A 25403-nucleotide genomic window follows, 5' to 3' on the forward strand; every position below is an offset into this window, starting at 1 on the left:
AGGCTCACCGCGCCGACAAACGATAAATAGCGGGTTTTACCGGTATAAAACGCGAGCTGATTCCATGCAAGCTTTCAGAGTGCCCCACAAATAAAATCCCATTGGGTTTTAAGGTGGATGCAATACGCTCCAATATTTTGGTTTTATTTTCATTCTCAAAATAGATCAACACGTTGCGCAGGAATACCAAATCAAACTGGCCCAAATCCGGAAAATCTTCATGTAGGTTCAGCGTGAAAAATTGCACTGACTGACGCAGCTCCGCGTTCACCCGTGTATTCCCCTCCTGTGAGCCAACGCCTTTGCGGCAGAAACGGCGTAAATAGTCGGGGGGGATATTTTTAATACGCATCTCGGGGTAAATACCCACTTTTGCCTGCTCAATCACTTTGCGGTTCACATCCGAACAGAGCAACTCCCAAGTAGTCGGGCAGCGATCAGTAAGCAGCATAGCAATACTATAAGGCTCTTCTCCCGTGGACGCCGCCGCGCTCCAGACACGAAAATTACTGCCGGCTTTTACACCCGGTAAAATGTCATCGCGCAAATAATCAAAATGTTTCTGTTCGCGAAAAAAATAAGTCTCGTTGGTAGTAATCAATTCAAGGGCGAGATTCAACTCACCCTTGCCCTGCGGGCTTTGGATATAACGATAATATTCATCAAAACCTTTGATGTCACAGGCAATCAAGCGTTTCCACAGGCGATTACTTAACAGTGCTTTTTTTTGCGGCGGCAAAAAAATTCCCAATTTGTTTTCAATCAACTGCTGAAACAATTGAAATTCGCGATCAGTCGGAATCACACTCGACATATCAGTTGTCATAACACAGCACTCAGGCAATTAGGTGTAGCGAACAAAATCCTTATCAAGTTCATCATCACTTAGTGTTTTATTCGGTGCGGACTTGCGTGGTTTTACTGCTGGTTGGCTGGGTGCCGGCTGCGGGCGAAAATGGCGCTGGCTATTTCTATGGTTATCCGCATTACTCAAGGTGAAATAGCTAACCGATTCTTGCAGGCGCATAGCTTGTGAACTGAGTTCCTCCGAGGTTGAACTTAATTCCTCAGCCGCCGCCGCATTTTGCTGCATGGTTTGGCTGACTTGCCCAATCGCCGCATTAATTTGATTGACACCCGCCGATTGTTCAGTGGATGCCGCTGCAATTTCCTGCACCAGATCTGCGGTTTTGCGAATACTCGGCACCATATCTTGCAAGAGCTTACCGGCAGTATCGGCTTTATTAACCGTTTCGCCCGCGAGTGAGCCAATCTCCTGCGCCGCCACCTGACTGCGCTCCGCCAATTTACGTACTTCCGACGCAACTACCGCAAAACCGCGCCCATGTTCACCGGCACGCCCCGCTTCAATCGCCGCATTGAGCGCCAACAAATTCGTTTGATAAGCGATGTCATCAATCACACTGATCCGCTCTGCAATTTTGCGCATTGCATCAACAGTACTGGACACTGCTGCACCGCCCGTTGCAGCATCCGCCGCTGCCTTTTGTGCCATGCCATCGGTCACACTGGCATTTTCATTATTTTGGATAATAGACGCTGACATTTCCTCCATAGAGGCAGAGGTTTCTTCCACACTGGCTGCTTGCACTGAAGCGCCTTTTGCCAAAGATTGTGCGGTTGCATTCACCTCTTCCGAGGCGGAGGCCAATGCATCGGCCGAGCTGCGCACTTCACTCAATACTTGTGACAAGGTGTTGGACATTTCACGAATCGCCGCGAGCATACTGGTGCTATCGCCTGGTTTAACATTGATTTGTTGGGTGAGATCGCCACTGGAAATACGTGCAACAACTGCAGCCGCGTAGTGTGGCTCACCGCCGAGCTGACGCAACAAACTGCGTGTAATAAAAAAGCCAATCAGTGCAATTGCTACCAAAGTGATGACGGCAATAACAATCGAAAACACTCGCGCATCACCCATAGTTTCCAAAGCAGTATTTTTAGCACTTTTCGCAATTTCTTGATTGTGTAACGCCTGGTTATCCACTGCAACGGAGGCAGCCAGAGCATCGTCTTTAGCAACCTCTACCAAATCGCGTGCGAGATCAAACTGATTGTTTTTTGATGCTGCTAAAATTGGTGGAATGTGCGTCAAATAAATATCAAAACGTTTTATCCCCTCAGCAAGTAATTCACGATCTTTATCATCTGAAATTGCAGATTCATAATCCTTAAAACCTGCCTTCACTGCCGCAATCGCTTTATTGATATCCTCTTCCAACTTGGGGATCTCAGCTGGTTTGGTATTCAGGATAAAACGATTTAAACGGATTCTTACCCGATAAACATTGTTCTGGATATTCGCTAGCAGAATCAAACTCGGCACAACGTTTTCATTGGTATAGTTAGTTTGATTAAATACCGAATTCATCTGCACCTGGGATGAGCCTGCGAGGATAATAATACCCAGCAACGCAGTGGCAACCAGCAGCAACATTTTTTTGGCGACGGTCATTTTTGACTCCATTAAGTCCATTAATTACAACACTGTAAATTTGCTATTTCAGCCGTTTAAATTGGCTATTTACCTGAAACTTCTATTGGTTTAATTAAAGCGTACAAAATTTTTATCTACATCATCCGCCCCTGCAGCAAGATTTTTTTTATTCCGGCCAGAGTTGTTACCGCTACGCACTGGTATTTCAACCCGTGCTGCGCGCGTGTTGGCGTCGGCATGTAACTTGAAATAAGTCATGGATTCCTGCAATCGAATAGCTTGGGAACTCATTTCTTCCGACGTTGAACTCAACTCCTCTGAGGCCGCTGCGTTTTGTTGCAAGGTTTGACTCACCTGCCCTATAGCACCGTTGATTTGTGCAACACCGGTGTTTTGCTCAGCAGAGGCAGCGGCAATTTCCTGCACCAAGTCAGCGGTTTTGCGAATCGCTGGCACCATTTGATTCAGCATAGTGCCCGCGTTTTCCGCACGTTTTACGGTATCCAACGCCAGTGCACCAATCTCTTGTGCGGCAACCTGACTACGCTCCGCGAGTTTGCGCACTTCCGATGCGACTACCGCAAAACCGCGCCCGTGCTCACCGGCGCGTCCCGCTTCAATCGCTGCGTTCAAGGCCAACAAATTCGTTTGGTAAGCAATGTCGTCAATCACGCCGATGCGCTCTGCAATTTTTTGCATTGCCTGCACAGTATTCATTACTGCTTCGCCGCCCGATGCCGCATCGCGCGCGGCACTTTGCGCCATACCGTCGGTAATTTTTGCGTTTTCCGTATTTTGTGCGATGGACGCCGACATTTGCTCCATGGACGCCGAGGTTTCTTCCACACTCGCCGCCTGCACCGAGGCGCCTTTCGCGAGGGATTGCGCCGTCGCATTAACCTCTTCAGAGGCAGAGGAAAGTGCGTCCGCCGAACTGCGAACTTCGCTAATAATCTCTGCCAATTGTTTGCGCATATTTGCGACACTGGCCAGCAGGGATGTTTGGTCGCCCGGCTTTAAGGTTATATCCAAATCCAAATAACCTTCGGCAACTTGCGACACAATGCCAGCGGTATAGGCAGGCTCACCACCCAAGGTGCGGAACATATCGCGAAAAATAAAGGTCATCACTGCAATAATAATTACTGACGCAAGCACGCAAATGAGCGCGAGCAAATTGACGGTCGCGCGGTAAACCTCTCCGGTTTTTTGATCTGACTCAACGAGGTACTTGGAAAAGCCCGCCGAGGTCGCCGCCGATAACTCCTCCATTTGACGGCTGGTTTCACGATCCATACCACTCACTAATTTATCTACCACTTTTCCAGCTTCAGCATTTTCCTGATCAAATTTCTCCAGAGCAGCGCGATAATTTTTTCCCAACTGGCTGTGCTCAAGCACCAGCGCTTCTGCACTTTCCGTCGACACACCCTCTTCTTTTTGCAGCGCAATTGCGGTTTTAAGCTGTTCCTGCACCACCGTTTCTGCTTTGGCAAAACCATCCACATAGCGCATAAACTGATCGGGATTGTTGCCGCGAATTAAAATATTTTTCCATTCCTGTACCTGGGTTTTAAAACTGATAGCCGCCGCTTCAATTGCCGCTAAAATATCCGCGCGCCGCTGCACATGCACCGCCGTCTCATCCACAATTGCATTGAACTGCCGCAACTGCATATAAGCAGAGAGGCCCAAGGTGCTCAGACCGAGTACGATGAGGGCGCTGAGCAGTAAAATTTTAAATTTCAAGCTGAGATTGTTTAGCATATTAATCGCCTTAAATAGCAATGAACTTACTGCAGCTGCGCCTCAACCAAATGCGCCAGCTCACGAATGGAAAGCGCACTATTTGCATCCAGCAGCACAATAAATTCATCGTCACGTTTGGCGATTCCCTGAATAAAATCAGCACGAATATTGGCACCAAATGATGGGGCGTCCTCGATGTTTTCGTCGTCCATTTCAATCACTTCACTGACCGCATCGGCCAGCAAACCCAGCACATGGTTCTGGTCATTATTTTCCAGCTCCACCACAATAATGCAGGTGCGTTTTTGCACTTCAATCGGTTTGCGGCCCAAACGCACCGCCAAATCAATTACCGGCACCACTTCACCGCGCAGATTAATTACACCGCGCAAAAAATTGGGCATAAGTGGCACTTCGGTAATACCGCTGTATTCAATAATTTCCCGGGTTTGCGATAACTCCAAACCGTAGTGTTCATGGCCAATATTGAAGGTGAGATATTGTTTAATCACTTCCGGCGCCTGATTTTTTTTTGCTTTACCTGGCTGATTCATAGCTATTGCTCCTGCGCGGTTAGAGGAAGCGCGCTAGTACGTAAATGTTCCCGATTAATGGCGTAGCTGATGAGTTGTTGAATATCCAAAATCAGCGCCACGGCGCCAGTTCCCAACAGACTCGAACCACCAATACCTTTTAATGCTTGAAAGATGGGCCCCATGGGTTTCACCACAGTTTGAATTTCACCGTGCAGCTCATCCACAACTATGCCTGCACGTTTTTCACCAAACTGCACCACTACAATTTTTTCGCGCTCTGCACCTGAACCTTGCAGTGAAAATATTTCGCGCAAGCGAATATAAGGCACTTGTTCTCCGCGCAGGTTTACGCAGTTTTGGCCATGGGAGTGATTGAGTGAATTTAAATCCACACATTCGAGAATGGCGTTTTGCGGCACAATAAAATCGATGGTGCCCGCCACCACATGGAAGCCATCAATAATTGCAAGCGTAAGCGGTAGGCGAATATTCAGGCTGGTGCCAACGCCCATTTCACTTTCAATTTCAACGCCACCTTGCAGCTCTTCAATGTTGCGCTTCACCACATCCATCCCCACACCGCGACCGGAAAGATTGGTCACTTGTTCGGCTGTGGATAAGCCGGGATGAAAAATTAATTGAAACAATTCCTGGCGACTTAAATGAACGCTTTCATCCAGAATGCCGTTGGCGATTGCTTTTTTGCGAATTTTTTCCACATCCAATCCACCACCATCATCGTGAATACCAATCACGATATGACCCGCATCGTGGCAAGCGGTGAGTTTAATAGTGCCTTGCGCCGGTTTACCGCGCGCTTCACGCACCGCAATGGATTCAATACCGTGATCCATGGCGTTGCGCACAATGTGCATGAGTGGATCATTCAGTTTTTCCACCATGGAGCGATCCAATTCGGTTTCCGCGCCCTCAATTTCCAATTCAATTTCTTTGTTCAAGGACTTGGCGGTATCGCGCACTACGCGTTTAAATTTTTGGAAAGTATCACCTACCGGTACCATACGCAGGGTTAATGCCGCATCGCGAATGGCTTCAGTAAAATTACCCATGGAGGTGACAGCCTCCACCAATGTGGGGTTGCCCATTTTGGAGGCAAGTAAATCAATACGTTGGCGATTAATGACCAATTCGCCAATTAAATTAATCAGCGTATCCAGTCGTTCGGCGTCCACCCGAATAAAACGATTTTCCGGGTTGGTTTTTCGCTCGCTATTTTTCTTTTGTTTATCCAGTGCGGCACTGACAATTTCCGGCGCTACAGCCTCACCTTCAATCAGAATATCGCCGAGCATGCTCACAGCACTTTGGCTTTTGGCTTGCTGCTTTTGCATGGTCAATGCAGCGTCCAATTCCTGATAACTGATGGCGTGGCTTTTCACCAGAATTTCGCCCAAACGTTTGCTATCTTCCGGCAGGGATTTAATTAAATTTACGTAGGCATCAATGTTGCTGCGCGGCGGAATAATGGTTAGTTCGGAGTCATCGCGCACAAACATAAATGCGTCTTCAATTTGTTGCTGACTTGCAGAACTCATTAACGCGATTTCAAAACCGAGGTAGAGTTGTTCGGGATCATAATGTTCGTAATCCGGCAAGTGATCGGTAATGGTAGTGATGTGGGTAATATCACCGAGGCTGGCGAGAAAACGCATAATGGACAATGGGTCCATGCCGTTGCGCAATAAATCCGGCCCAAAGCGCACCGATATATGCCAGCACTCCCGCTCGCTTTCACTCACTAGCGATTTAATATAATCCGCTTGCATGGCCGGTGTTGGGTCCGCCAGCGCTACACCCTTAACTGCTGTTTCATCCTCCAGCCAGGGTTGTAGCGAGCTTAATAGCGCCTGACCTTTAGCCAGGCACTCTTCATCATTACTGTGATCATGCATCGCATGTTCAATAAGCACCGCAATATGGTCGCGACATGGCAGCAGTATGCTGAGCAAATCACCGGTAACCAGAATTTTATTGTCGCGCGCGCGATCCAACACATTTTCTACTATGTGGGTAAAAGCCACTATGTCATTCAACCCAAACAAACCCGCCGAACCTTTGATGGTATGTGCCGCGCGAAATATTTCGTTGATCGTTTCCGGATCAGTATCGCCCTCGTCCAGGCGCAGCAACGCTGCCTCCATGGAATTGAGTAAATCCTCTGCTTCGGCAAAAAAAGTTTGTAAAGCCGCATCGAGATTCATAACAACTCCACTCAGGACTCAAGGGAAAAATGGGATGTGAGATCGAGCTTGGTTAATACCGCATCGACCATTTCATTGCTCTTTACGATAAATACCGTTTTATCCAGCTTTGCAAAAAAAACCTTGGCAAATAATAAGAGCTGTACACCTGCCGTATCTATTTCACTGACGCTGTGCAAGTCGAACGCAATTTTATCGGTCAGGCGCTCATGGTCAGCAAAGAGCTCTTCTTTGCTTTCAGTGACGTGATAAATAGTGAGGTCGCCCTCAAATGAAAGCGTAGTGGTGTCCTTAGTTTTTTTGCGTGTAATTTTCATCGTTATAATCCATCAAGGGTACATCGAATATATGCTCAACCAAGAAACTTCTGAATGATTCGCCATTCCTGCAAAAGCAGTGATCCAAGGTATAGATTGTTATGGATACCCGCGTTCGCGGACATGACGATAAATATATTTTCCAGAACTATCCCAAATCATTCACACACAAATGACTACCGTTAAATCAACATAGAAACCGCTTGTAGCATTTGCTCCGGACGGAAAGGTTTTACTATCCAGGCTTTGGCTCCCGCCGCTTGGCCTTCGCGTTTTTTTTCGTCGGCACCTTCGGTGGTGAGCATAATCACCGGTGTAAATTTATAGGCCGGCTTTTGTTTCATCTCTTTTACAAAAGTGATGCCATCCATATTGGGCATATTCACATCGGAGATCACCAGATTAATTTTTTGTCCATCGAGTTTATTCAGCGCATCCTTACCATCACTGGCCTCCACTACAGTGTAACCAGCCCCACGCAACGCAATCCCCACTACCTGACGCACACTGGCAGAATCATCAACCACTAAAATAACTTTGGACATTCACGGCTCCCTAAAAAAACGTAATTTCAGAATTGTTTGGACTTTTGGAATGACCGGCACCGCGATGCACATCAACCTGCTCCAAGGTGGTGTAGGTTTTTTGTACCGCGCGCAACCAGTCATTGATATCTATAGGCGCAACGGTTTCACCGTGGCGAATGCGCGTTTCCTGCTCAGAAATAGCGCCCACCAATTTCTCCATATCATCGGTCACGTGACTGAGAATTTGGCTAACACGATCTTGAAATTGCAAATTGACCAGCACCTCTTCCACACTGGCCTGCACGGCAGAACTTTCATGTTCCAATGTCTGCGCCGAGTGCATAATGCTTTCACTCGACTGTTGGAATTGTTCAAGCACTTGAGTGATTGACGCCTCTGATTTACTCAGGCGGGAGTTATCCTCCGCCGCGTATTCGGTGGTGCGTTCCAGTGTGGTTTGCAATACCGAATTAACCTGCTCAATGCGGCGCCCGATACGTGCACCGGTTTCACCCGAGCGCGTGGAGAGCGTGCGCACTTCATCCGCAACTACCGCAAAACCGCGCCCGTATTCACCGGCACGCGCTGCTTCAATCGCCGCATTCAATGCCAACAAATTAGTTTGTGAGGCGATGCCCGCCACATCGGCACTCATGCCGCTAAGCTCTACGGTAATTTTGGATAGCCCGGAAATTTCACCCAGCAATTCATCGCGCTGATTAATAGCCTGGCGCAAGGTTTGGGTAATTTCGTTCAATTCAGCATTGGCAAAATGGATAACGCCCCCCAGACCTTTTTCACCACTCATGCTGTTCGCGGTGCTGGCAGAACTGGCCACTGCCGCCTGTAGCCGCTGATGAATATCAGAAAAACGCGTAACCAGCTCCGTAATGCTCGACTCTAATTGGTGGCGAGCCAAATCGGTTTGACGCTGCCAGAGCGGCAGCACTTCTTTGATTAGCTGCTGATAATTTTCCAATAATGGTTTGTAGTGTTGCGCGGTACCCAGCATGGCATTGGCCTGCTCCAAATCCGCGGTTAATTGACTCGCCTGTGCGGATAACTGATTAGCACTGTAAAAACCCACTGCCGCCGCTACCGCAATGGCCACCAGCGCAAGAAGCTTTAGCCAGCCGGCCGCACCAAAAAAAACCAGCAGTAACGCCACCAGAACTACCAACGCCAAGCTCGCCAATAAGGGCAGGCGCGATTGAACGGGGGATGAATGTGAGTAAGCACCAGAGTTGGCACCATAGGATTGGTTATTGCGCATCAGATGTGTCCGTCAATGTGAAGAGCGAATGCGACTTTAGGCAATAGTTATTGCCGCACTAACAACAGTCGGGTAGGTGTTTAAGGTATAGACCTCGTTCATTGAGGTGTCAAAAGCGTTGCTTGAGTGGAATTACTCTGGACAAGGCTTCTGAAATCAGCCAGTTGTATAACCAAGGCGACACAAGAGAGCGAAAAATTAATCGGTAAATTAATCAGAACGTTAAGCGAGAAATTACCAGGCATAAAAAAACGCCCAACTCTCACAGAGAATTGGGCGTTTGATTGGCGATTAAGGCAGGTCGACTTAAAACAGCTAACCCCTTAGTGGATTAACCTGGACAGCATCAACCCGTATTGCGCATACCGGCGGCAATACCGGCCATGGTCACTTTGAGCGCGCGTTCGAGGTCGGGGCTAATGGTCTCACTGCTGCGGTAACGCTTGAGCAACTCAGCTTGTAAATAGTTGAGCGGATCAACGTAGGGCTTACGCACTTCCAGCGACTGACGCAACATGGGTTCATCGGCAAGCAGTACATCTTGCTTCTTCATTTTGTTGATCAGGGTTTCCAAGGCTTTTAAATCGCCACGCAGCTCTTCACCCAAACCGCGATATTCAACCGGCACCAATTGCTGTTCGTAATAGGTGCAGATTGGGCCATCGGCTTTACCAATTACCATTTCCAGCAAGTCGAGGAAACTGGAAAAAAACGGCCAGTTGCTGATCATGTCTTCCAGCAATTGCGGATCATTTTGCAGTGCATATTCAAATGCCTGACGGGTACCCAACCAGGCAGGCAAGTTCAAACGCACTTGCGTCCAGGCAAATACCCAGGGGATCGCACGCAGGCTTTCTACGCCACCGGTGGATTTACGTTTGGCCGGGCGGCTGCCCAGCGCCAGCAAACTCAATTCCTGTTCGGGAGTGAGGTTGCGGAAGTAAGGCACAAAATCCTTATGGCCACGCACTACTGCGCGATAAGCCTCAAGGCTGGACTTGCCCATGCGCTCGATCAGGTCGCGCCATTCTTGCTTGGGCGCAGCGTTGGGCGACATAGTGGCACGCAAGGTTGCGGTCACGTAGGACGACAAGCTGCTGAAAGCAACACGCGGCAAGCCAAACTTGTAGCGGATCATCTCGCCCTGCTCAGTGACACGGATACGACCTTTTACTGAGCCGGGAGGTTGCGATGCCATCGCTTTCTCTACCGGGCCGCCACCGCGACCAACGGTACCGCCACGACCATGGAACAGCACCAGCGATACCGCGAATTTGTCGGCAAGGGCAACCAGCTTTTCCTGTGCTTTGTATTGCGCCCAGGTAGCGGCAAGCTTGCCCGCATCTTTGGCGGAATCGGAATAGCCGATCATTACGGTTTGCTGTTGCGCTGAATACTGTTGATACCACTCCAGATTCCACAAACGTTCCATCACAATCGGCGCGCGATCCAGGTCATCCAAGGTCTCAAACAGTGGCACAACAGGCATATTCCAGGTCATGCCAGACTCTTTCAACAAGAGTGCTACGGCAAGCACGTCAGACGGCTGCTGCGCCATGGAAATTACATAATGGGAGAGGATTTCACGGGGTTCTTGCGCCACCACACGGCAGGTCGCGAGAACTTCAGCGGTGTCATCGCTCATTGGCCACGCAGCGGGCATCAATGGACGCTTGCTGGTTAGGGCTTCCAACAGGAAAGCTTGACGCTCCTCCTCTGACCAGGCGCGATAGTCGCCCAGCTCCAAATACTGCACCAGCTCATCAATCGCCTGCACATGGCGGTCGCCGTCCTGACGCACATCCAGCGGCACCAGGTTGATGCCAAAACAATGCACGCGGCGAATGGTATCAACTAGCGGGCCGTTAGCAATATGCGGCAAGCCCACTTCATTTAAGGAGCGGAAGCAGAGCATCAAGGGCGCGAGCAAATCTTCACGGCTGGTGATCAAATCGGCGGGCGCTTCTACCGAGCGGCCTTGCAGACGAGCTTCAGCCCACTCCAGCGTAGCCTGGATGCGCTGGCGCAAATCGTACATCGCATCGCGATAAGGAGTAGCGGTATCAGGGTAGATTGCGCGCAGCTCATCGCTCGCCTCACTCATACTCAAGTCGCCACCCAGACTGTAAATGTCGCGTGAATAAAGTTCAGCCGCCATCCAGCGGCCCAGCAACAATACTTCGCGGGTGATTTTGTGGGTTACATTGGGGTTGCCGTCGCGGTCGCCGCCCATCCATGAATAGAATTTGATGGGGCGAATATCTACCGGTAAATGACCGCCTAAATGACGCTGGGTCAGGCGATCGAGGTGGCGGATAAAATCCGGCACGGCTTGCCACAGGCTGTTTTCGATAACGGCAAAGCCCCATTTGGCTTCGTCCACCGCGGTTGGGCGGGTGGTGCGGATTTCATCGGTGGCCCAAATCTCTTCCACCAAACGATGCAGGCGGCCACGCAATTTGTCTTGTTCAAATACCAGCAAGCTGGGGTTCTGGCGATCCGCCAGGGTGTCCACAATCTGGTCATACTTGCGGATCAGAGTGCGGCGCGTCACTTCAGTAGGGTGCGCAGTGAGTACCAACTCGATACGCAGCTTATTAATAAGCTCGGTGAGGGCGTCTTTGCCTTGCGCAGCCGCCAACTCAATGATCAATGCCTGCAGTTTGTCTTCCGCCTCGGCTTCGGCGCTGGAGAAGTATTCCTGATCGGCGATATTAGCCAAGTTCAGAAACTGGTTAAACGCGCGCACGATGGGCAGGATGCTCTGGTCATCCAGGCTGCTCAACATGGCAACCAGCGGCGCAGAATCGCCATTTTCGGCTTTGTTAATTGCCTTACCTAACTTGCGAATTCCTTCAACTTTGGAAAACAGCTCTTCACCCTCGTGGGCGTGAATCGTTTCACCCAATAGCTCCCCTAGCAGGCGCACGTTTTCGCGCAGGGTTTCAGGTAGTTTTAACATGAGCACTTCTCCAACAATCGATAAGAGGAAGATAAACAGAGAATCAAACAGTGACGGGATTAACCATCGCCGGTCAGATTGTCAGCCAATGGGCGCAGCAAAAGGTATGAAAGCTGCGAAATCTGTGCCTAATTATAAAAAGACGCAGGGCTAAACACCGCGTGCCACAACGGCGGCCGCGCAGATTACAAAGACACCCTCATGGATGCAATAGCCAGCTGAAAAACGATTAGGGATGCGCTTAAAAAATGCGCATTATTTACGCGCAATCTGCCGCAAAAAACGCTAGGGGGACAGCAACCAAGCCTGAAGACCGGGCACACCCTGCCCCACAACGGATCACCCTTTCAATGAGGCAGCGGCAATACTGGTCAACTTGCCTGAATCCCAAGCCTAATGCCACAAAAAACACGCCGGCAGAGTACAAAATATCCACAACGAAGTATCCACAGAAGCTGTGAATAACTCTGTGTATAGCTCTTTAGCAAAAACCCCCGACCACTATATTTATTGGCTCCGGCCAGAAAGCTCAATAGATGAGCACCATCAAAACAGATGTATACCCGTCAACAAATGAAGCAACTGATAGTAAAAAGGAGCGCGGATCACCCGTAGCTGGACTATTCTGATTCTTCCACAGCAGGAATAGTGGATACCAAGCCACCACCATCTTTAAATAGTACCCCTACTCTGTAGGAGAGCCTTAAAAGGAGTGAGCGCTATGCAAAGACCTGCGTTATTACAGCACCCCGGTTTGATCACCGCATGGAGCATGCTTCTTCTTAGCCAGTCCGCTCTCGCCAACGTAGATTACTTCGACCTCACCCCCGAACAGCTTTTGAGTGCTGAAGTGCTCAGCGTGTCCAAAAAGGCAGAATCCATCGCCACTGCCCCCGCTGCGGTTTATATCGTCACCAGTGAAGACATCCAGCGCTCTGGCGTTACCACCATCCCCGATGCGCTGCGAATGGTTCCCGGTATGCAGGTTGCGCGCGTGGACTCCAACAGCTGGGCCATCAGCATTCGAGGTTTCAATACGGTTTTTGCAAACAAACTGCTGGTGCTGATTGATGGCCGGACGGTCTATAACCCGGTGTTTGGCGGTGTCTTCTGGGAAACCCATGATTTGATGCTGGAGGATATTGAGCGGATTGAAGTGATTCGTGGTCCGGGGGGCACACTCTGGGGCGCAAACGCGGTGAATGGCGTGATCAATATTCGCACCAAACACACGCGCAATACCCAAGGCACTGTAGTCAGTGCGCTCTACGGCGACGAAGAGCAAGGCACCCTGAATGTTCGCCAGGGTGGAACCTTTGGCGATGCCGGAACATATCGGGTTTATGCCAAAGGATTTCAACGCGATGCCTCCCACAACCCTATGGGTGGCGACACCTATGATGAATGGGAGGGTTTCCGCACCGGGTTCCGCGCGGACTGGGGCGATGAATTTACCGTGCAGGGCGATGCCTACCGCACCAACGCTGAACAACTCCGCCGCCATTTTTCGTTTATTGCCCCTTTTGACCCCATAGAAGAACAAACCATTGTTTATGAGGGCGTCAACCTTCTCGGGCGCTGGACGGATAGCCGCGCAGATGGATCGCAATTCAGTATCCAAAGTTATGTGGATTGGGCGCAGCGCGATGAGCCAATTAATTTCATCGATAACCGAATTATTTATGACCTGGAGGCGCAATATAATTTTGCGCCACTGGGTGCACATGAAGTGACTACCGGCGCAGGATTCCGCTTCCTCGCGGACGATCAGGAAGGCGATAACAACACCGCATTTTCGCCACAGAAACGTCGCAACAACCTTTATAGCGCGTTCATCCAGGACAAAATTACCCTAGCGCCCGACGCCTGGTTTTTAACGCTGGGGTCAAAGTTTGAACATAACGAATTTTCAGGCTACGAAACACAGCCAAACATCCGCTTGCAATGGCACGCGAGCCAAACCCAAACCGTCTGGTCATCAATATCGCGCGCCGTACGCACCCCAACCCCGCTCGAAACTGACCTAACCAGCACACTGTTAAAAACGGCGACGGTAAGGGCGGCTTTTGTCCCCAATGATGATTTCAAATCAGAAAAATTAACCGCCTATGAGCTGGGGTATCGCCAGCAACTTACATCGCTTTTGTCGATGGATCTTGCCGTTTTTTATAACGACTACGATTACTTGCAAACGGTAAGTATTCTGGCCCCTGTCCCGGTAATCAACGGCATTGATCCTCCGCATTTACTTGTTCCGGTCAAATTTACCAATGATATGACAGGAAAAACTGACGGTTTTGAAGCGGTGCTTAACTGGTCGGCAAATGAGGATTTAAAAATAGCCGTCAACTACAGTTTCCTTCACATCAACCTTGATGCACTGCTTCCCACACAAGAAGGCGGTGAAAGCCTTTACCCCAGACACCAGGCGGGTACAAAAATATTCTGGAATATTAACGATGATTGGACGCTGGATACCTCAGCCACTTATGTCGATAAATTACCGGCGGGCAATGTCGATAGCTATATACGCCTGGACATCAACCTGGGTGGGTACATCAGCAAAAACCTGCGCTTTAATCTGGTCGGACAAAACCTCACCGCCAGCCATCACCGCGAATTCGGCGCAGCAACCGATCTCAATGCCGGGGAGATTGAGCGCAGTATTTTTGGAAAGTTGACATGGCAATTTTAACGCTGGGCAAAAAAATGGGAGCGGTAATCAGTACAGGAATAATTCTGTGCTTGCTTCCATTTTTTGTCTGCGCCGAAGAAAAAACCCTGCAATTATATGAACACAAAATCAAGGCCGGGCTGGTTTATAACCTGCTCAAATACACTACATGGTCAAAAGAATCACCCGCGCAAACAAGCGGGAAATTACAAATATGCCTGTTTGGGGAGGACCCTTTTGACGGCTACCTTTCCCCCCTTAAAGGGCGCACTGCGCAACAGGCACTCATTTCAATAACCCACATCAATAAAGTGGAAAACACCACCGGGTGCAGCGTGGTTATTATTCATCGCGATCAGGAAAAAAATCTCTCTGCATTGCTGCAATTTCTGCAGAATAAAAACGTGCTCACCATTAGTGATATCGCGCAATTCGCGCAGCGCGGCGGCATGGTCGAGATGAGCAAAGAAGACGAAAAAATTAATTTGTATATCAATAAAAACGCGGTAAATCACGCAGGGCTCAATATTCAGGAGCCTATGCTTAAACTAGCAAAAATAGTTGCCAGTTAAAAAATTCATGAAAAAACCGACGCCTAGTATTCGCACCATACTCTTATTAATTGTAGGAGCTCTCAACATCCTCATAGCGGTGCTGGTGGGCAATGGTGTGTATGAATCATGGGAAAACTATAAACAAGCACAGCGCCTCAAATTGGGTGCAAGTGTTATTGATGCGCTCTATGGCGCCACCAAAAGTTGGTCGTTAGAGCGCGCCTCATCCCTCTCCATTCTCCATGCCCCACCCGAATCGACGGAATCCATGCATCAGGATTTACTGAAAAATCGCCTGGAAGCTGATAAGGCACTGGAGCTTGCCCTCACCAATTTAGCCACCAGCAACTTCAGCGCGGCCATTAATACAGAAACAATTAATGAACATTATCAACAATTACTGCAACAGCGAACCGCTATAGACCAGGCACTTACACTACCCATTGCGCAACGCGACCCGCTGATTGCCAGGCAATATTTTGACCTTAGTACAGCGCTTATTACTGCCACACAAAATTTTATCCTTGTGTATTCCCGCACTTACCAACGAATCGACGCCACCATCGGCCAGCAAATGACCTTTAAATATTTTGTCTGGGAGCTGGCAGAACACTCAGGTGAGGAGTATGCAATCATCGGCCAAATGATTGCTGAAAATAAAAAGCCCACGCCGGAACAACAGAAAAAACTCGTGTCACTGCGCGGCAATATCGAATATGGCTGGGAAATATTGCGGAAATTCGCCAAAAATAATGAGCTTGCAGAACAACTCCTCCCCTTAATGGAAGAGGCATACACCCATTACTTTTTTACGTTTGATCAAATCAACGATCTGTTTTATTCCGGCTCTTCACTATCGGCTGATACGGCATACCCAATTAGCGCCGAAATGTGGCTAGGCATGTCTGCCCAGGCAGTTGAATCACTCTTGCTCTTGCAAGATAAAATTTTAACGGAAACCCAATTGCGGGTTGATCGTATTGAAGACAAGGCCAAGCAAGAAATTATGCTAAGCACCATCATATTTTTATTTGCATTGATATTAAGTTTGTATTGCTGGAGCATTATTGTATTCCGCATTGCACGCCCGGTGAATGCGATGGTGAATGCACTCTACACGGCAACCAAAGACAACACTTTCGAAGCGCCTAAAATTCGTCACCACAATGACGAAATTGGCAAGTTAGCAAAAGTATTGGAGGTGTTTCAAAGTAATACCCACAAAATACAACAGTCCAACGAGGCACTTGAGCGTTTTGCTTATATTGCTGCTCATGATTTAAAAACACCACTCAGGGCGGTGGATACTATTTCGCAATGGTTGGAAGAAGACCTGGAAGATTTACTGCCAGAAAAAAGTAAACAACACCTGGACGAACTACGCAGGCGCGTCAAATTTATGGATAAACTACTCGATGACACGCTGGAATATGCGCGTATAGATGCAACAATGGAATCGAAGCCCACCGAAATAATTAGCGGCCAACAACTTATCGATGAGATCACTACACTGTTAAATCCTCCTGCGGGTTTTAACATAAACATTGCCGAGCAATTAGCGCAAATCAATCTAAAAAAATTTCCCCTGCAGCAAATTCTATACAACCTGATTAACAACGCGATTAAACACCACGACAAGGAATGTGGCACTGTCGACATACATATTGAGGAAAATGCATCAGGATACATTTTTTCAGTGCGTGACGATGGGCCGGGTATTGACCCGCGCTACCATCACAAAATATTTGAGATGTTCCAAACCTTGCAGCCACGCGATAAAAGTAAAGGTCGGGGCATGGGGCTGGCAATTGTCAGAAAGATTATTGCAACCACCGGGGGAGCTATTACAATTGAATCAGATATTGGAAAAGGGGCAATATTTCGTTTTACATGGCCCAAGTTAGAACCGGAAAATACAGGAGACGCTTGTGCTAATGCTCGGAGACGATATGCGTGAAGTGGTGAACATTCTCATAGTAGAAGATGACGAGGTAGATGTTGAATCACTCAAACGTTTGTTTGATAAAAAAGGCATCAAAAACCCTGTGTATCGCGCTGCCAATGGCGTAGAAGCCCTTGAAATTATGCGCGGCGAAAATAACAGGAGCAAAGTCCCCAAACCCTACGTTGTATTGCTGGACATTAATATGCCGCTGATGAATGGCATAGAAATGCTAAAAGAAATGCGCAATGACGAACAACTAAAAGACAGCATTGTTTTTATTTTAACCACCTCACCCCGCGATGAAGACAAAAGCATCAGTTATCAATTAAATGTTGCCGGATATTTTCTTAAACAAGACATTAAAGAGCTGGTGAATTTGCTCAGCCTTTACTGGCAACTCAATGAATTTCCTGAAGGCTAAAGCAACAATTCACACAAAGTTGCACAACAGCCGAGCCCCCCCGGCCTTATCCACAGAAGCTGTGAATAACTCTGTGCATGACCCTTTGGTAATGGAGTGCAGGGCCGATTATTACTGGCGTCGCACAGAGTGTTCAATTCCTGCACGCTGCAATTTCACTGTTCAGGAAAGGCTCAACATGGCCTTAAAGCGTTCGCGGTAACGGCGCGACAGGGTGAGTTTTTGGTCATTGCGCAAGCGAATTTCATAATCACCCGTATCCAACGCTGTTATTTCCTGCACCTGCTCCAGGTTGATAATGGTGGAGCGATGAATGCGCGCAAAGTTGGGAGGCAAGAGCTTTTCCAACTTATCCATGGTGATGCGCATAGGGTACACACTGCCTTTGATATGCAAATTGGCGTAGTTGCCAGAGGCTTCAACCCATTCAATAGCAGCGGTTTGAACCAGAAACTCACGCCCCAGCTTTTTAATTAACAACCGCTCGGGGGGCGACGCGGGTTCATTTGTCTCGCTCTCTGCACTATCGGCCAGGTAACTCGCCTCGCCCTGCAAGCGCCGGGCTATAAACCGGTAGCCCGCAATCACCAGTGCCAGGGTCAAATAGGCTTGGGCATCCTTGCGGTACTCATAAAAAAACTCCACTGGCCAATCGCCAAAGTCATAGTGCGCCCCCATCAGGCGGTACCACAGTTGGCGAATCGCCACCATGCCAGTGACATGCACAAACGAAAAAGGCAGAGTCGCCAACAGGTGCGCAAGCAAACCCAGTTTTAGCCCCAACCGACTGATCCAGCGATCATTCAACCAAAGCCCTATCGGAATCAGTAACAGCAGCACAAGGCAGCTGGATATCTCCCAACAAAACGGCTCCCAAGTAGGAATAGTCCCGCCATTGCGGCGCACTTCCATCAAGGTTGTTGTCGCCAGCACCAGCACGTTAAGCCCAAACCACGCCGCCAGCAGCACAGCCCCCCAGGTCCATTGGTGAGCTAAAAAATGCCGGATTAACAAGGGCTGCTGGTGTGGTAGCGGGTGGCTCTGGTTCATAGTGGTCACAGTTATTGGTGGTGCGCGGACTATCGGGTAGCGCAAGCGACATGCCAAGCCCAGCCCGTCACAACGGGCGTCCGCTGGTCACATTTTGTTGTAGAACAATCACTTAACAACCCTGCAAGGCATTGCGTTTACCTAGCATAGCGCTTTCATCTTCTCGCGGGGAACCCGGTCATGACACAAGCACAAACCTTTTCACCATCAGCGGTAGCCCCGCTCCAGCCGGAATTTCACCGGCACAGACTGGTTGAGCTGGACTGGCTCAGGGTACTGGTGTTTGGTTTATTGATTCTGTATCACACCGGCATGCTTTACGCCGAAGGTTGGGACTGGCACTACAAAAGTACCTACACCAGCAGCTTGCTCACCAACATTATGCTCTGGTCAAACCAGTGGCGCATGTCACTGCTGTTTTTAATCAGCGGTGCAGCGATCTCTTTTTTAATCGCCAGGCAACCTGCGGGGCAATTTATTCGCGGGCGCATACCCCTACTTTTACTGCCGCTGCTGTTTGGCATGTTGGTGGTAGTGGTGCCGCAAGTTTATGTGGAGGCGCACAGCAAAGGCCTGATCAACAGCCCGAATTATTGGCATTTTTGGTACCTCTACCTGGATCAAACCAGCGCCGAATTTGCGCCACATAAAACCCTGGGACAGCTGCACCTCACCTGGAACCACCTGTGGTTTCTACCCTACATTCTCGCCTATAGCCTTATTTTCTGGGCGATTTACCCGCTGCTGAATTCCCGCGTTTGTGCACCGGTTTGGCAATGGTTGAGTAAAACCCTATCGATCCGCGTGGTGATTCTTGCCCCCATCGCCTTGTTTTACCTTATTGGCTGGTGGCTCTACGACAAATACCCAACCACCCATAATTTTGTGCAGGACTGGTATAACCATGCGCGTTCGTTTTTATGTTTTGCGATGGGTTTTGCTCTAGTACGCCTGCCGCTGTTATGGAATCAATTGGCGTCGCTGCGCTGGTATTTATTACCCGGCGCATTATTAACCTACGCCTACGCATTATTTGCCTTTAACGGCGGTTCGCTGGGTGATAGTGACCTGGCCGATGAAATCAATGGCGTTATCTGGTCCGCCAATGGTTGGTTGTGGATAGTGGCAATCATCGCCTGGGCGCAATATTGGTTCAAGTTTAGCAATCCATTACTGAAATATTTAAACCGCGGCGTTTATTGTTTTTATATTTTGCACCAGACGCTGATTATTGTTATCGCCTATTTTGTCGTGCCACATAAATTGGGGAGTGTGTTAGAGCCACTACTAATTATCTGCGCCGTTGCAGTGAGTTGTGTGGTTTTATTTGAGTTGATTAAGCGATTGCCAATCATTCGAGTGTTATTCGGAATCCAGCACCGCTAAATCGCGCTGACCACGGCAGCATAGCCTTTCCCGGTGGCCACACTTATTCCAAGGGTCGCTCAAGAATACGCGGCCCAGCCCCCTGCTCGGCCAGCACATCATCCGGGTTGCGCAAAGGGCAATCATGCAGCGATAAACATCCGCAGCCGATGCAGCTATTTAATTCATCGCGCAAGCGCTGTAGTTTTTGGATGCGCTCATCCAGATTTTCTCGCCATTTTGCGGCAGCAGCACCCCATTGGGTTTTCCCCAGCTTGGCATCTGGTTGATATCGCCCCAGCACCGCTTCTATTTCACCGAGCGGAATACCGACACGCTGTGCGACTTTAATAATCGCGATATAACGTAAAACACCGGGTGTATATCGCCGCTGATTACCTGCATTGCGAACACTGACAATCAAGCCTTTTGCTTCGTAAAAATGCACAGTCGACACCGCAATACCACTGCGCGCAGCCACCTCCCCCACACTTAGCTCGCGCACCGGTGTTGATCTAGTTTTTGCCATGACTATTGACCTAAAGTTAACTTGAGGTTTTATAGTTGCACGCACGTCAGCTTATGACAAGTACCGCAGGCATTAATTAGCCCAAGCTCAACTCGAGGTTTTTATTAGTATGTTGAATCAACACGAAAAACAGCACCCCAGTGCACTATTAATAACGCATTTCCTCGCCACGCTTTTTCAATCTAAGATTACACCCATCACCAAAACAGAACTACTTGCCCAAACCTTGGCAGAAGAGTTGAGGTGCGAGGGGTTTCCTGAATTTAATCCACAGAACCGGATTGAATTCAGCGGTTTTTTAAATTACTTGTTGGATGTATTCCAGCAACCGGATGTCAAAATAGAACTGCTCCTCACTGACAACACCAAAGTGCTGATCCATTTCCAAATACAGGGTAATCATCACGAAGAATTTATGGGGCTTGCACCAGCCAACGGCTTGCTACTATTCAACACCAACATTCTTTTTAAATTACAAAACAATCGTATCAGCGAAATTGTGATGGGCGATAAAAAAGTCACGCTCACAACCAACAAGGGTGCGATCTATAAATTCACGGGTTTCAATAACGCCTCTACTTCAGCGTGAATATCCGCTGCGTTTTGTAATTGCACAAACCAATCCTGCAGGCCATCGCCGCTTGCCAAGCCGAGTATCACACCCAGCACCGCACCCCGGTGGCAATTATCGCCACCGAGATTGGCATTGGCGATAAGTGCCTGCCGTGGATCATCACAATATTTCCATGCGAGATAGAGCAGGCTCGGCCAGGAGTCCTCTATGTAACAGGCGCGCGAAAACTTTCCGCCAACGACCTGATTATCATCCGCATATTTTTGTACCAATAACGGCACATCAATAGCCGCTGACTGTTTAGCCGTAGCAGCTATAAATTGGCGCGCATCACCTTCGGTGCGAAATAACAGCGCCTCAATCAGAGCGACATAAGCATCGCAAATTTTTGCCAGGTTATCGTCGGGATGCGTTAAGAATAAATGCATACGGCAAAGCCTTTGCACGCGCTCAAGGGAGCGATCAAACAACAGTTCCGCGATTGCCAGCGGTGCTATGCCAACCAAACCACCTACCGAAGCAGTATCGTGAGTTTTTGCCGCTGCCTTTTCCGGTGGCAAGCCTTTGGCAAGGTTGGCAAAAAATCCACGGTGATAAGATTCCGCATAGGTATCCGGGTGCTGCGGAATACCTGCCGTCATAAACTGAATGTAATCTTGCAAAAAATGAGCGGCATAATAGCGCCCATTATTATTTGCCATAGCCCGCATCAGTACCCGCATACAATGCAAGTTCAAGGTATTGTCGCCCGCGCGCATGGCGCGGTGATAATGCTGGTTAGCAATACCCCAATACTGGCGTTTGTCTTTTAAAATAATATCACCCACCACCTGCGGCCCATTATTCGCTTGTTGCACACCACGGCCACCGGCAGTGGTTGAATGCAAATTCATAATCGACGAGGGGTGAAACCTGGGTGCCGCTTCAAATTGTTGAATACCACCGGGGAATGCAGCATAAATATCAAATGGGTTGTAAAACCAATGTACGGGCATGGCCAGGGCATCAGCGATAAAACTATTGCACAGCGCGGCGCGCGCACGCATTTGTGGGGAGTCATTGGTCATTTATTTTTCCTGATTAACTAAGCCGGAGCGCCGCTAATAGCAGCGCTGGCACTGCACCGAGCGTAAGCACGACTCGCAACTGCCAAAACCATTGAGCAATTAACTGGGTGCGCCACAAAAAAATAAAATCCAATAACCATTGCAGCAACAACAAAGAGGCTATGGCTATCAAAGCGATTGCAGGATCAAGCAGTAATAAAAACCACGCCAACAAACAGGGCACCAAGCTCCAACCAAACAAAAAACTTCGCGCTATGCCACCAAGCGAATCTTGCGAAGCCGTCAACGCAATACCCCACCAAATCGCGCCCACAAAGGTGAGAATCAGCGCTGCGTAATTGACCAGGTAAGTCGACGCAGAAACAACCTGCTCCCCGCTTTCCCAAAGCTCCGCCAAAGCCAAGCCCCAAAAAGGTAGTAATCCAAGTAAACCGCCAATGACGGCCAGCTTATTGGCGTTGGGTTTATTAAAAGAATGTTGTGTGTTCACCGCCCCACCTGATAACCGGCCTGAGATGGTTCTTTATTCGGCAAACAGAAGCATTAAGATCATGGCGATAGGCAATACGCCTAAACCGCAGAAGGGATGTGTTGGTAACGCGCGGCACCAGCAATCACTATTTAATTGAGCAGACGCTAGTGTTTAATTTTAAATTCACACAGAAAAATGACAGAGATTTTCCCTTGGTGCTTTCATTTCGGTGATTTCGTCAAGAAAAGTAAAAACGTGTTGTAATCTGTGTATCGGTACGCCTGAGCCCCCAGGTATGTTGATAGTATGTTTTCACCGGCTCGGGGCAATTTCAGGGCCAGCTTTTTTGAACACCATTATGCTGAGTTTTCCCTTTCAACACACAGGCCACAATTCCTATGAAAAAAATAATCTTTACCTTGATCACCTTATTCAGTTTTTTTGCGCTTACACCCGCTCTCGCAGCCGACGAATCTCCAGTATTTGAGTTGCGTGTTTACACTACACATCCAGGTAAAATGCCGGATCTGCTGGCACGCTTTAAAAATCACACCACCAAACTTTTTGAGCGCCACGGCATGGTAAATGTCGGCTATTGGTTGCCGGTCGAGCAAAAAGGCGGTGACAAACTTCATTATATTTTGAAATACAAAAACCGTGCTGCAGCAGAAGCGGCGTGGAAGGCATTTGCTGCCGATCCAGAATGGATCAAAGTTCAAAAAGAAAGCGAAGCCAATGGCCCTATAGTTGCCGGGGTTGAATCCACTTTCTTAGTATCTACCGATTTTTCAAAAATCCAGTAATGGAAATGTATAGAGTGCGCTTAATGCGCACTCATTTAATTGAGCTGTACCTGTTTAAAATAAAAATGATATTCAGACGACGAATTGCCATACTCAACAAGCCAATCAGAAACAAAATCAATACCTCAGGCTCTGGCACTTCAGTTGCGTAGTGAAACACCAGATCATCCAGATAAGGAGTTGTTTGGCTTGCAACATGAACGTAGGAAATACCAAATTCGGCCTGAAGTGTGATTTTCTGGTTAGGCATGTAGGGAGTGCTATTTTCAGCGCCCACTCCCCATACCCCACCTTCGGTGGAAAGTATTTCAAGAAAATTATTTGGACCCGTAGCTAAAACACTATTTTTTAATTCATCTAAGTTATTCAAAACAAAACTGACATAAACTGGCAGTTCACCTACAAATGAAAAGCTAAAACCGGGGCCAGTGATACTATTTTCTGATGGCCAGCTTGCTAAATAAGCATTATCGAAAATAACACCTTTGTTTGCATATTGATCGGTTAATTGCATTACCTGATCTGGATAATCCCGCTCCAAATCGTCAAAATCAATAACAACTGCCTGACTACAAGCACTGGCGAATAAACAGAAAATAAAAACGAAATATAAAACGATTTTTTTGTTACACATTTTAAAATCCTCCCTTTTTACCAATTGAAAGACGCTGATCTACTCCATCGCTCACATAAGCAGCTTCGAAATAGAAACTCAAGGCCTTTAGGCGACACCCCAAAAAACTTCACAAGTGTCTGGTCTCTGCCGGGCAAGATTCATAATCGTCGTTGCGACCATCTTGATACTGAACTGGAGCGGCAGCGACGTCCTGTTCTGCATTATCCAGACAGGTAAGGTAGACGGCGTGAAACTCTCCACCAAAATCCGCTAACCAGCCTCTGGAGAATGGCCTGACACCGCAATGCTTGCAAAAGAAGTGGTGAAGTATGGGGGAAGACTCTATTGGGGATGTCCACTGGTAGTCCGACAAACTTTCAGAGCCTTGCAACAGACGGAAAGCGTCGCCCTTGGCAAAGGCTTTCCAAAATCGCGTTTTACTGCAGAAGGAACAATTGCAACGACTTGTACCCGCAGACAAATCAAGGTCGCATTCAAACTGGAGTGCACCACAGTGACAACTGCCTTTGTATGTTTTCAGCATTTTTTAATTTTCTCCGCGTTAAATTCCAAAGCACGACCAAACTATTCATTCCAGGATCTCGCCAAAAACCGTCCTTTACCACCTGCTAATACATGTATTGCCAATTGCGTATTTCGGCTTTGCGCTTCAATTGATTTCAATCGAGTCATGTAGCGTAAGATTTCCTTTTGAAGGCTCGGAATAAGTTCATCCCAGCCTTGCTGGGCAAGTTGATTTTGCGCTAAAGCCTCACTAAACCAAGTAGGCATTGGATGAACGGGCCCCGGTTTATAATCTGCGTCAAATTGCAGCTTTACGTCCACAACACTTCCAACCTTGGTATTGGATGCTTTGAGTACTTCACCACTCAAATATAAATAAAAACTTCCATCACCAGCAGGCATAATATTGATACGCCACGGTGGCTCCGGTTTACTGTTTACCTGCACCAGTACGGGAAGGGGCTTACGCCAATTTTCTTTTAGTTGTGCAGCCAGTGTTGCACTGACCAGCACATAAGGATTGATTCCACGCTTTTTGATCGTGGAGGTAAAACAAATACTATCCATAGCGCATTCATCTCGCTGGGTGAAAGAGCATGAGAAGTTTTGGGCGTAGCAATAAGCTTAACGAGAGTACCCTGCCCATAAAATAGCAAATTTATATGCACCAAGAATAGTGCGATATTTGAGCAAAAAAAAATCCCCCGCCAACATTCACTGACGAGGGATTTTTTAATAACCAAAGAAGTTACTAGCTATGT

At 48.3% G+C, this 25403-nt stretch carries 23 protein-coding genes; 7 read left to right on the forward strand and 16 right to left on the reverse strand.

Going from position 1 to position 25403, the window contains the following annotated elements; translation table 11 throughout:
* Window positions 1-4: 4 nt before the first annotated feature.
* From D0B88_RS17745 to ppc, 9 genes are all read right to left on the reverse strand, one after another.
* Window positions 5-826: a protein-glutamate O-methyltransferase CheR gene (locus D0B88_RS17745; protein WP_151058813.1), complete on the reverse strand. Its 822-nt coding sequence runs from the start codon at window positions 824-826 to the stop codon at window positions 5-7.
* A gap of 18 nt (window positions 827-844) precedes the next feature.
* A complete protein-coding gene (locus D0B88_RS17750; RefSeq protein ID WP_255477817.1) occupies window positions 845-2479 on the reverse strand; it encodes a methyl-accepting chemotaxis protein in 1635 nt (544 codons plus the stop codon).
* Between the two features lie 90 nt (window positions 2480-2569).
* Complete coding sequence (locus D0B88_RS17755; RefSeq protein ID WP_007643338.1) at window positions 2570-4228, reverse strand: methyl-accepting chemotaxis protein; 1659 nt, start codon at window positions 4226-4228, stop codon at window positions 2570-2572.
* A 26-nt stretch (window positions 4229-4254) separates the two neighbouring features.
* Entirely contained in the window at window positions 4255-4764 is a 510-nt protein-coding gene (locus D0B88_RS17760) for a chemotaxis protein CheW (protein WP_007643340.1), read from the reverse strand.
* Between the two features lie 2 nt (window positions 4765-4766).
* Window positions 4767-6968, reverse strand: a complete 2202-nt coding sequence (locus tag D0B88_RS17765) for a chemotaxis protein CheA (protein ID WP_007643342.1) — start codon at window positions 6966-6968, stop codon at window positions 4767-4769.
* A gap of 11 nt (window positions 6969-6979) precedes the next feature.
* Window positions 6980-7285: a lipid asymmetry maintenance protein MlaB gene (locus D0B88_RS17770; protein ID WP_151058817.1), complete on the reverse strand. Its 306-nt coding sequence runs from the start codon at window positions 7283-7285 to the stop codon at window positions 6980-6982.
* 182 nt (window positions 7286-7467) lie between these two features.
* The gene (locus D0B88_RS17775) at window positions 7468-7830 is read right to left on the reverse strand and encodes a response regulator (RefSeq protein ID WP_007643347.1); all 363 of its coding nucleotides are present in this window, start codon (window positions 7828-7830) and stop codon (window positions 7468-7470) included.
* A gap of 10 nt (window positions 7831-7840) precedes the next feature.
* Window positions 7841-9085, reverse strand: a complete 1245-nt coding sequence (locus D0B88_RS19250; RefSeq protein ID WP_007643349.1) for a methyl-accepting chemotaxis protein — start codon at window positions 9083-9085, stop codon at window positions 7841-7843.
* Between the two features lie 346 nt (window positions 9086-9431).
* The gene (ppc, locus tag D0B88_RS17785) at window positions 9432-12047 is read right to left on the reverse strand and encodes a phosphoenolpyruvate carboxylase (protein WP_151058819.1); all 2616 of its coding nucleotides are present in this window, start codon (window positions 12045-12047) and stop codon (window positions 9432-9434) included.
* Window positions 12048-12768: 721 nt separating this feature from the next.
* On the opposite strand from ppc, the gene D0B88_RS17790 reads away from it, so the two are divergent.
* From D0B88_RS17790 to D0B88_RS17805, 4 genes are read left to right on the forward strand one after another with little or no spacing between them, the layout of a single operon-like run.
* A complete protein-coding gene (locus D0B88_RS17790) occupies window positions 12769-14742 on the forward strand; it encodes a TonB-dependent siderophore receptor (protein WP_151058821.1) in 1974 nt (657 codons plus the stop codon).
* Window positions 14730-15293, forward strand: coding sequence for a YfiR family protein (locus tag D0B88_RS17795; RefSeq protein ID WP_007643357.1), 564 nt, complete (start codon window positions 14730-14732; stop codon window positions 15291-15293). Before D0B88_RS17790 ends, D0B88_RS17795 begins: the two co-directional genes overlap by 13 nt.
* 7 nt (window positions 15294-15300) lie before the next feature.
* Window positions 15301-17232 (forward strand): ATP-binding protein, encoded by a 1932-nt coding sequence (locus tag D0B88_RS17800; RefSeq protein WP_151058823.1) that lies wholly within the window; start codon window positions 15301-15303, stop codon window positions 17230-17232.
* Complete coding sequence (locus tag D0B88_RS17805) at window positions 17210-17641, forward strand: response regulator (RefSeq protein ID WP_007643360.1); 432 nt, start codon at window positions 17210-17212, stop codon at window positions 17639-17641. Before D0B88_RS17800 ends, D0B88_RS17805 begins: the two co-directional genes overlap by 23 nt.
* 162 nt (window positions 17642-17803) lie before the next feature.
* Here the strand turns inward: D0B88_RS17805 and D0B88_RS17810 are convergent, their stop codons facing one another.
* Window positions 17804-18691: a LytTR family DNA-binding domain-containing protein gene (locus tag D0B88_RS17810; protein ID WP_151058825.1), complete on the reverse strand. Its 888-nt coding sequence runs from the start codon at window positions 18689-18691 to the stop codon at window positions 17804-17806.
* A gap of 180 nt (window positions 18692-18871) precedes the next feature.
* Here D0B88_RS17810 and D0B88_RS17815 point away from each other — a divergent pair, with 180 nt between their 5' ends.
* Window positions 18872-20077, forward strand: coding sequence for an acyltransferase family protein (locus D0B88_RS17815; RefSeq protein ID WP_151058827.1), 1206 nt, complete (start codon window positions 18872-18874; stop codon window positions 20075-20077).
* Between the two features lie 43 nt (window positions 20078-20120).
* On the opposite strand, the gene soxR is transcribed toward D0B88_RS17815, so the two are convergent.
* Window positions 20121-20585: a redox-sensitive transcriptional activator SoxR gene (soxR, locus tag D0B88_RS17820; RefSeq protein WP_151058829.1), complete on the reverse strand. Its 465-nt coding sequence runs from the start codon at window positions 20583-20585 to the stop codon at window positions 20121-20123.
* Window positions 20586-20694: 109 nt separating this feature from the next.
* On the opposite strand from soxR, the gene D0B88_RS17825 reads away from it, so the two are divergent.
* A complete protein-coding gene (locus tag D0B88_RS17825; protein ID WP_151058831.1) occupies window positions 20695-21174 on the forward strand; it encodes an ester cyclase in 480 nt (159 codons plus the stop codon).
* Here the strand turns inward: D0B88_RS17825 and D0B88_RS17830 are convergent.
* Both D0B88_RS17830 and D0B88_RS17835 read right to left on the reverse strand, forming a co-directional pair.
* Window positions 21132-22226, reverse strand: coding sequence for an ADP-ribosylglycohydrolase family protein (locus D0B88_RS17830; protein WP_151058833.1), 1095 nt, complete (start codon window positions 22224-22226; stop codon window positions 21132-21134). The two genes, D0B88_RS17825 and D0B88_RS17830, sit on opposite strands and share 43 nt — an antisense overlap.
* Window positions 22227-22239: 13 nt before the next feature.
* On the reverse strand, window positions 22240-22716 hold the full coding sequence (locus D0B88_RS17835) for a DUF3429 domain-containing protein (protein WP_191966465.1): 477 nt from the start codon (window positions 22714-22716) through the stop codon (window positions 22240-22242).
* Window positions 22717-23096: 380 nt separating this feature from the next.
* Here D0B88_RS17835 and D0B88_RS17840 point away from each other — a divergent pair, with 380 nt between their 5' ends.
* Window positions 23097-23501: an NIPSNAP family protein gene (locus tag D0B88_RS17840; protein WP_151058837.1), complete on the forward strand. Its 405-nt coding sequence runs from the start codon at window positions 23097-23099 to the stop codon at window positions 23499-23501.
* A 31-nt stretch (window positions 23502-23532) separates the two neighbouring features.
* On the opposite strand, the gene D0B88_RS17845 is transcribed toward D0B88_RS17840, so the two are convergent.
* The 3 genes from D0B88_RS17845 to D0B88_RS17855 all read right to left on the reverse strand — a co-directional run bounded on the left by D0B88_RS17845 (window position 23533) and on the right by D0B88_RS17855 (window position 25209).
* Window positions 23533-24135, reverse strand: coding sequence for a PEP-CTERM sorting domain-containing protein (locus tag D0B88_RS17845; protein WP_151058839.1), 603 nt, complete (start codon window positions 24133-24135; stop codon window positions 23533-23535).
* Between the two features lie 109 nt (window positions 24136-24244).
* A complete protein-coding gene (locus D0B88_RS19305) occupies window positions 24245-24661 on the reverse strand; it encodes a GFA family protein (RefSeq protein WP_151058841.1) in 417 nt (138 codons plus the stop codon).
* Window positions 24662-24702: 41 nt separating this feature from the next.
* Window positions 24703-25209: a DUF1905 domain-containing protein gene (locus tag D0B88_RS17855; RefSeq protein WP_151058843.1), complete on the reverse strand. Its 507-nt coding sequence runs from the start codon at window positions 25207-25209 to the stop codon at window positions 24703-24705.
* Window positions 25210-25403 lie beyond the last annotated feature (194 nt).

Source organism: Cellvibrio sp. KY-YJ-3 (assembly GCF_008806955.1).
Taxonomy (GTDB): Bacteria; Pseudomonadota; Gammaproteobacteria; order Pseudomonadales; family Cellvibrionaceae; genus Cellvibrio.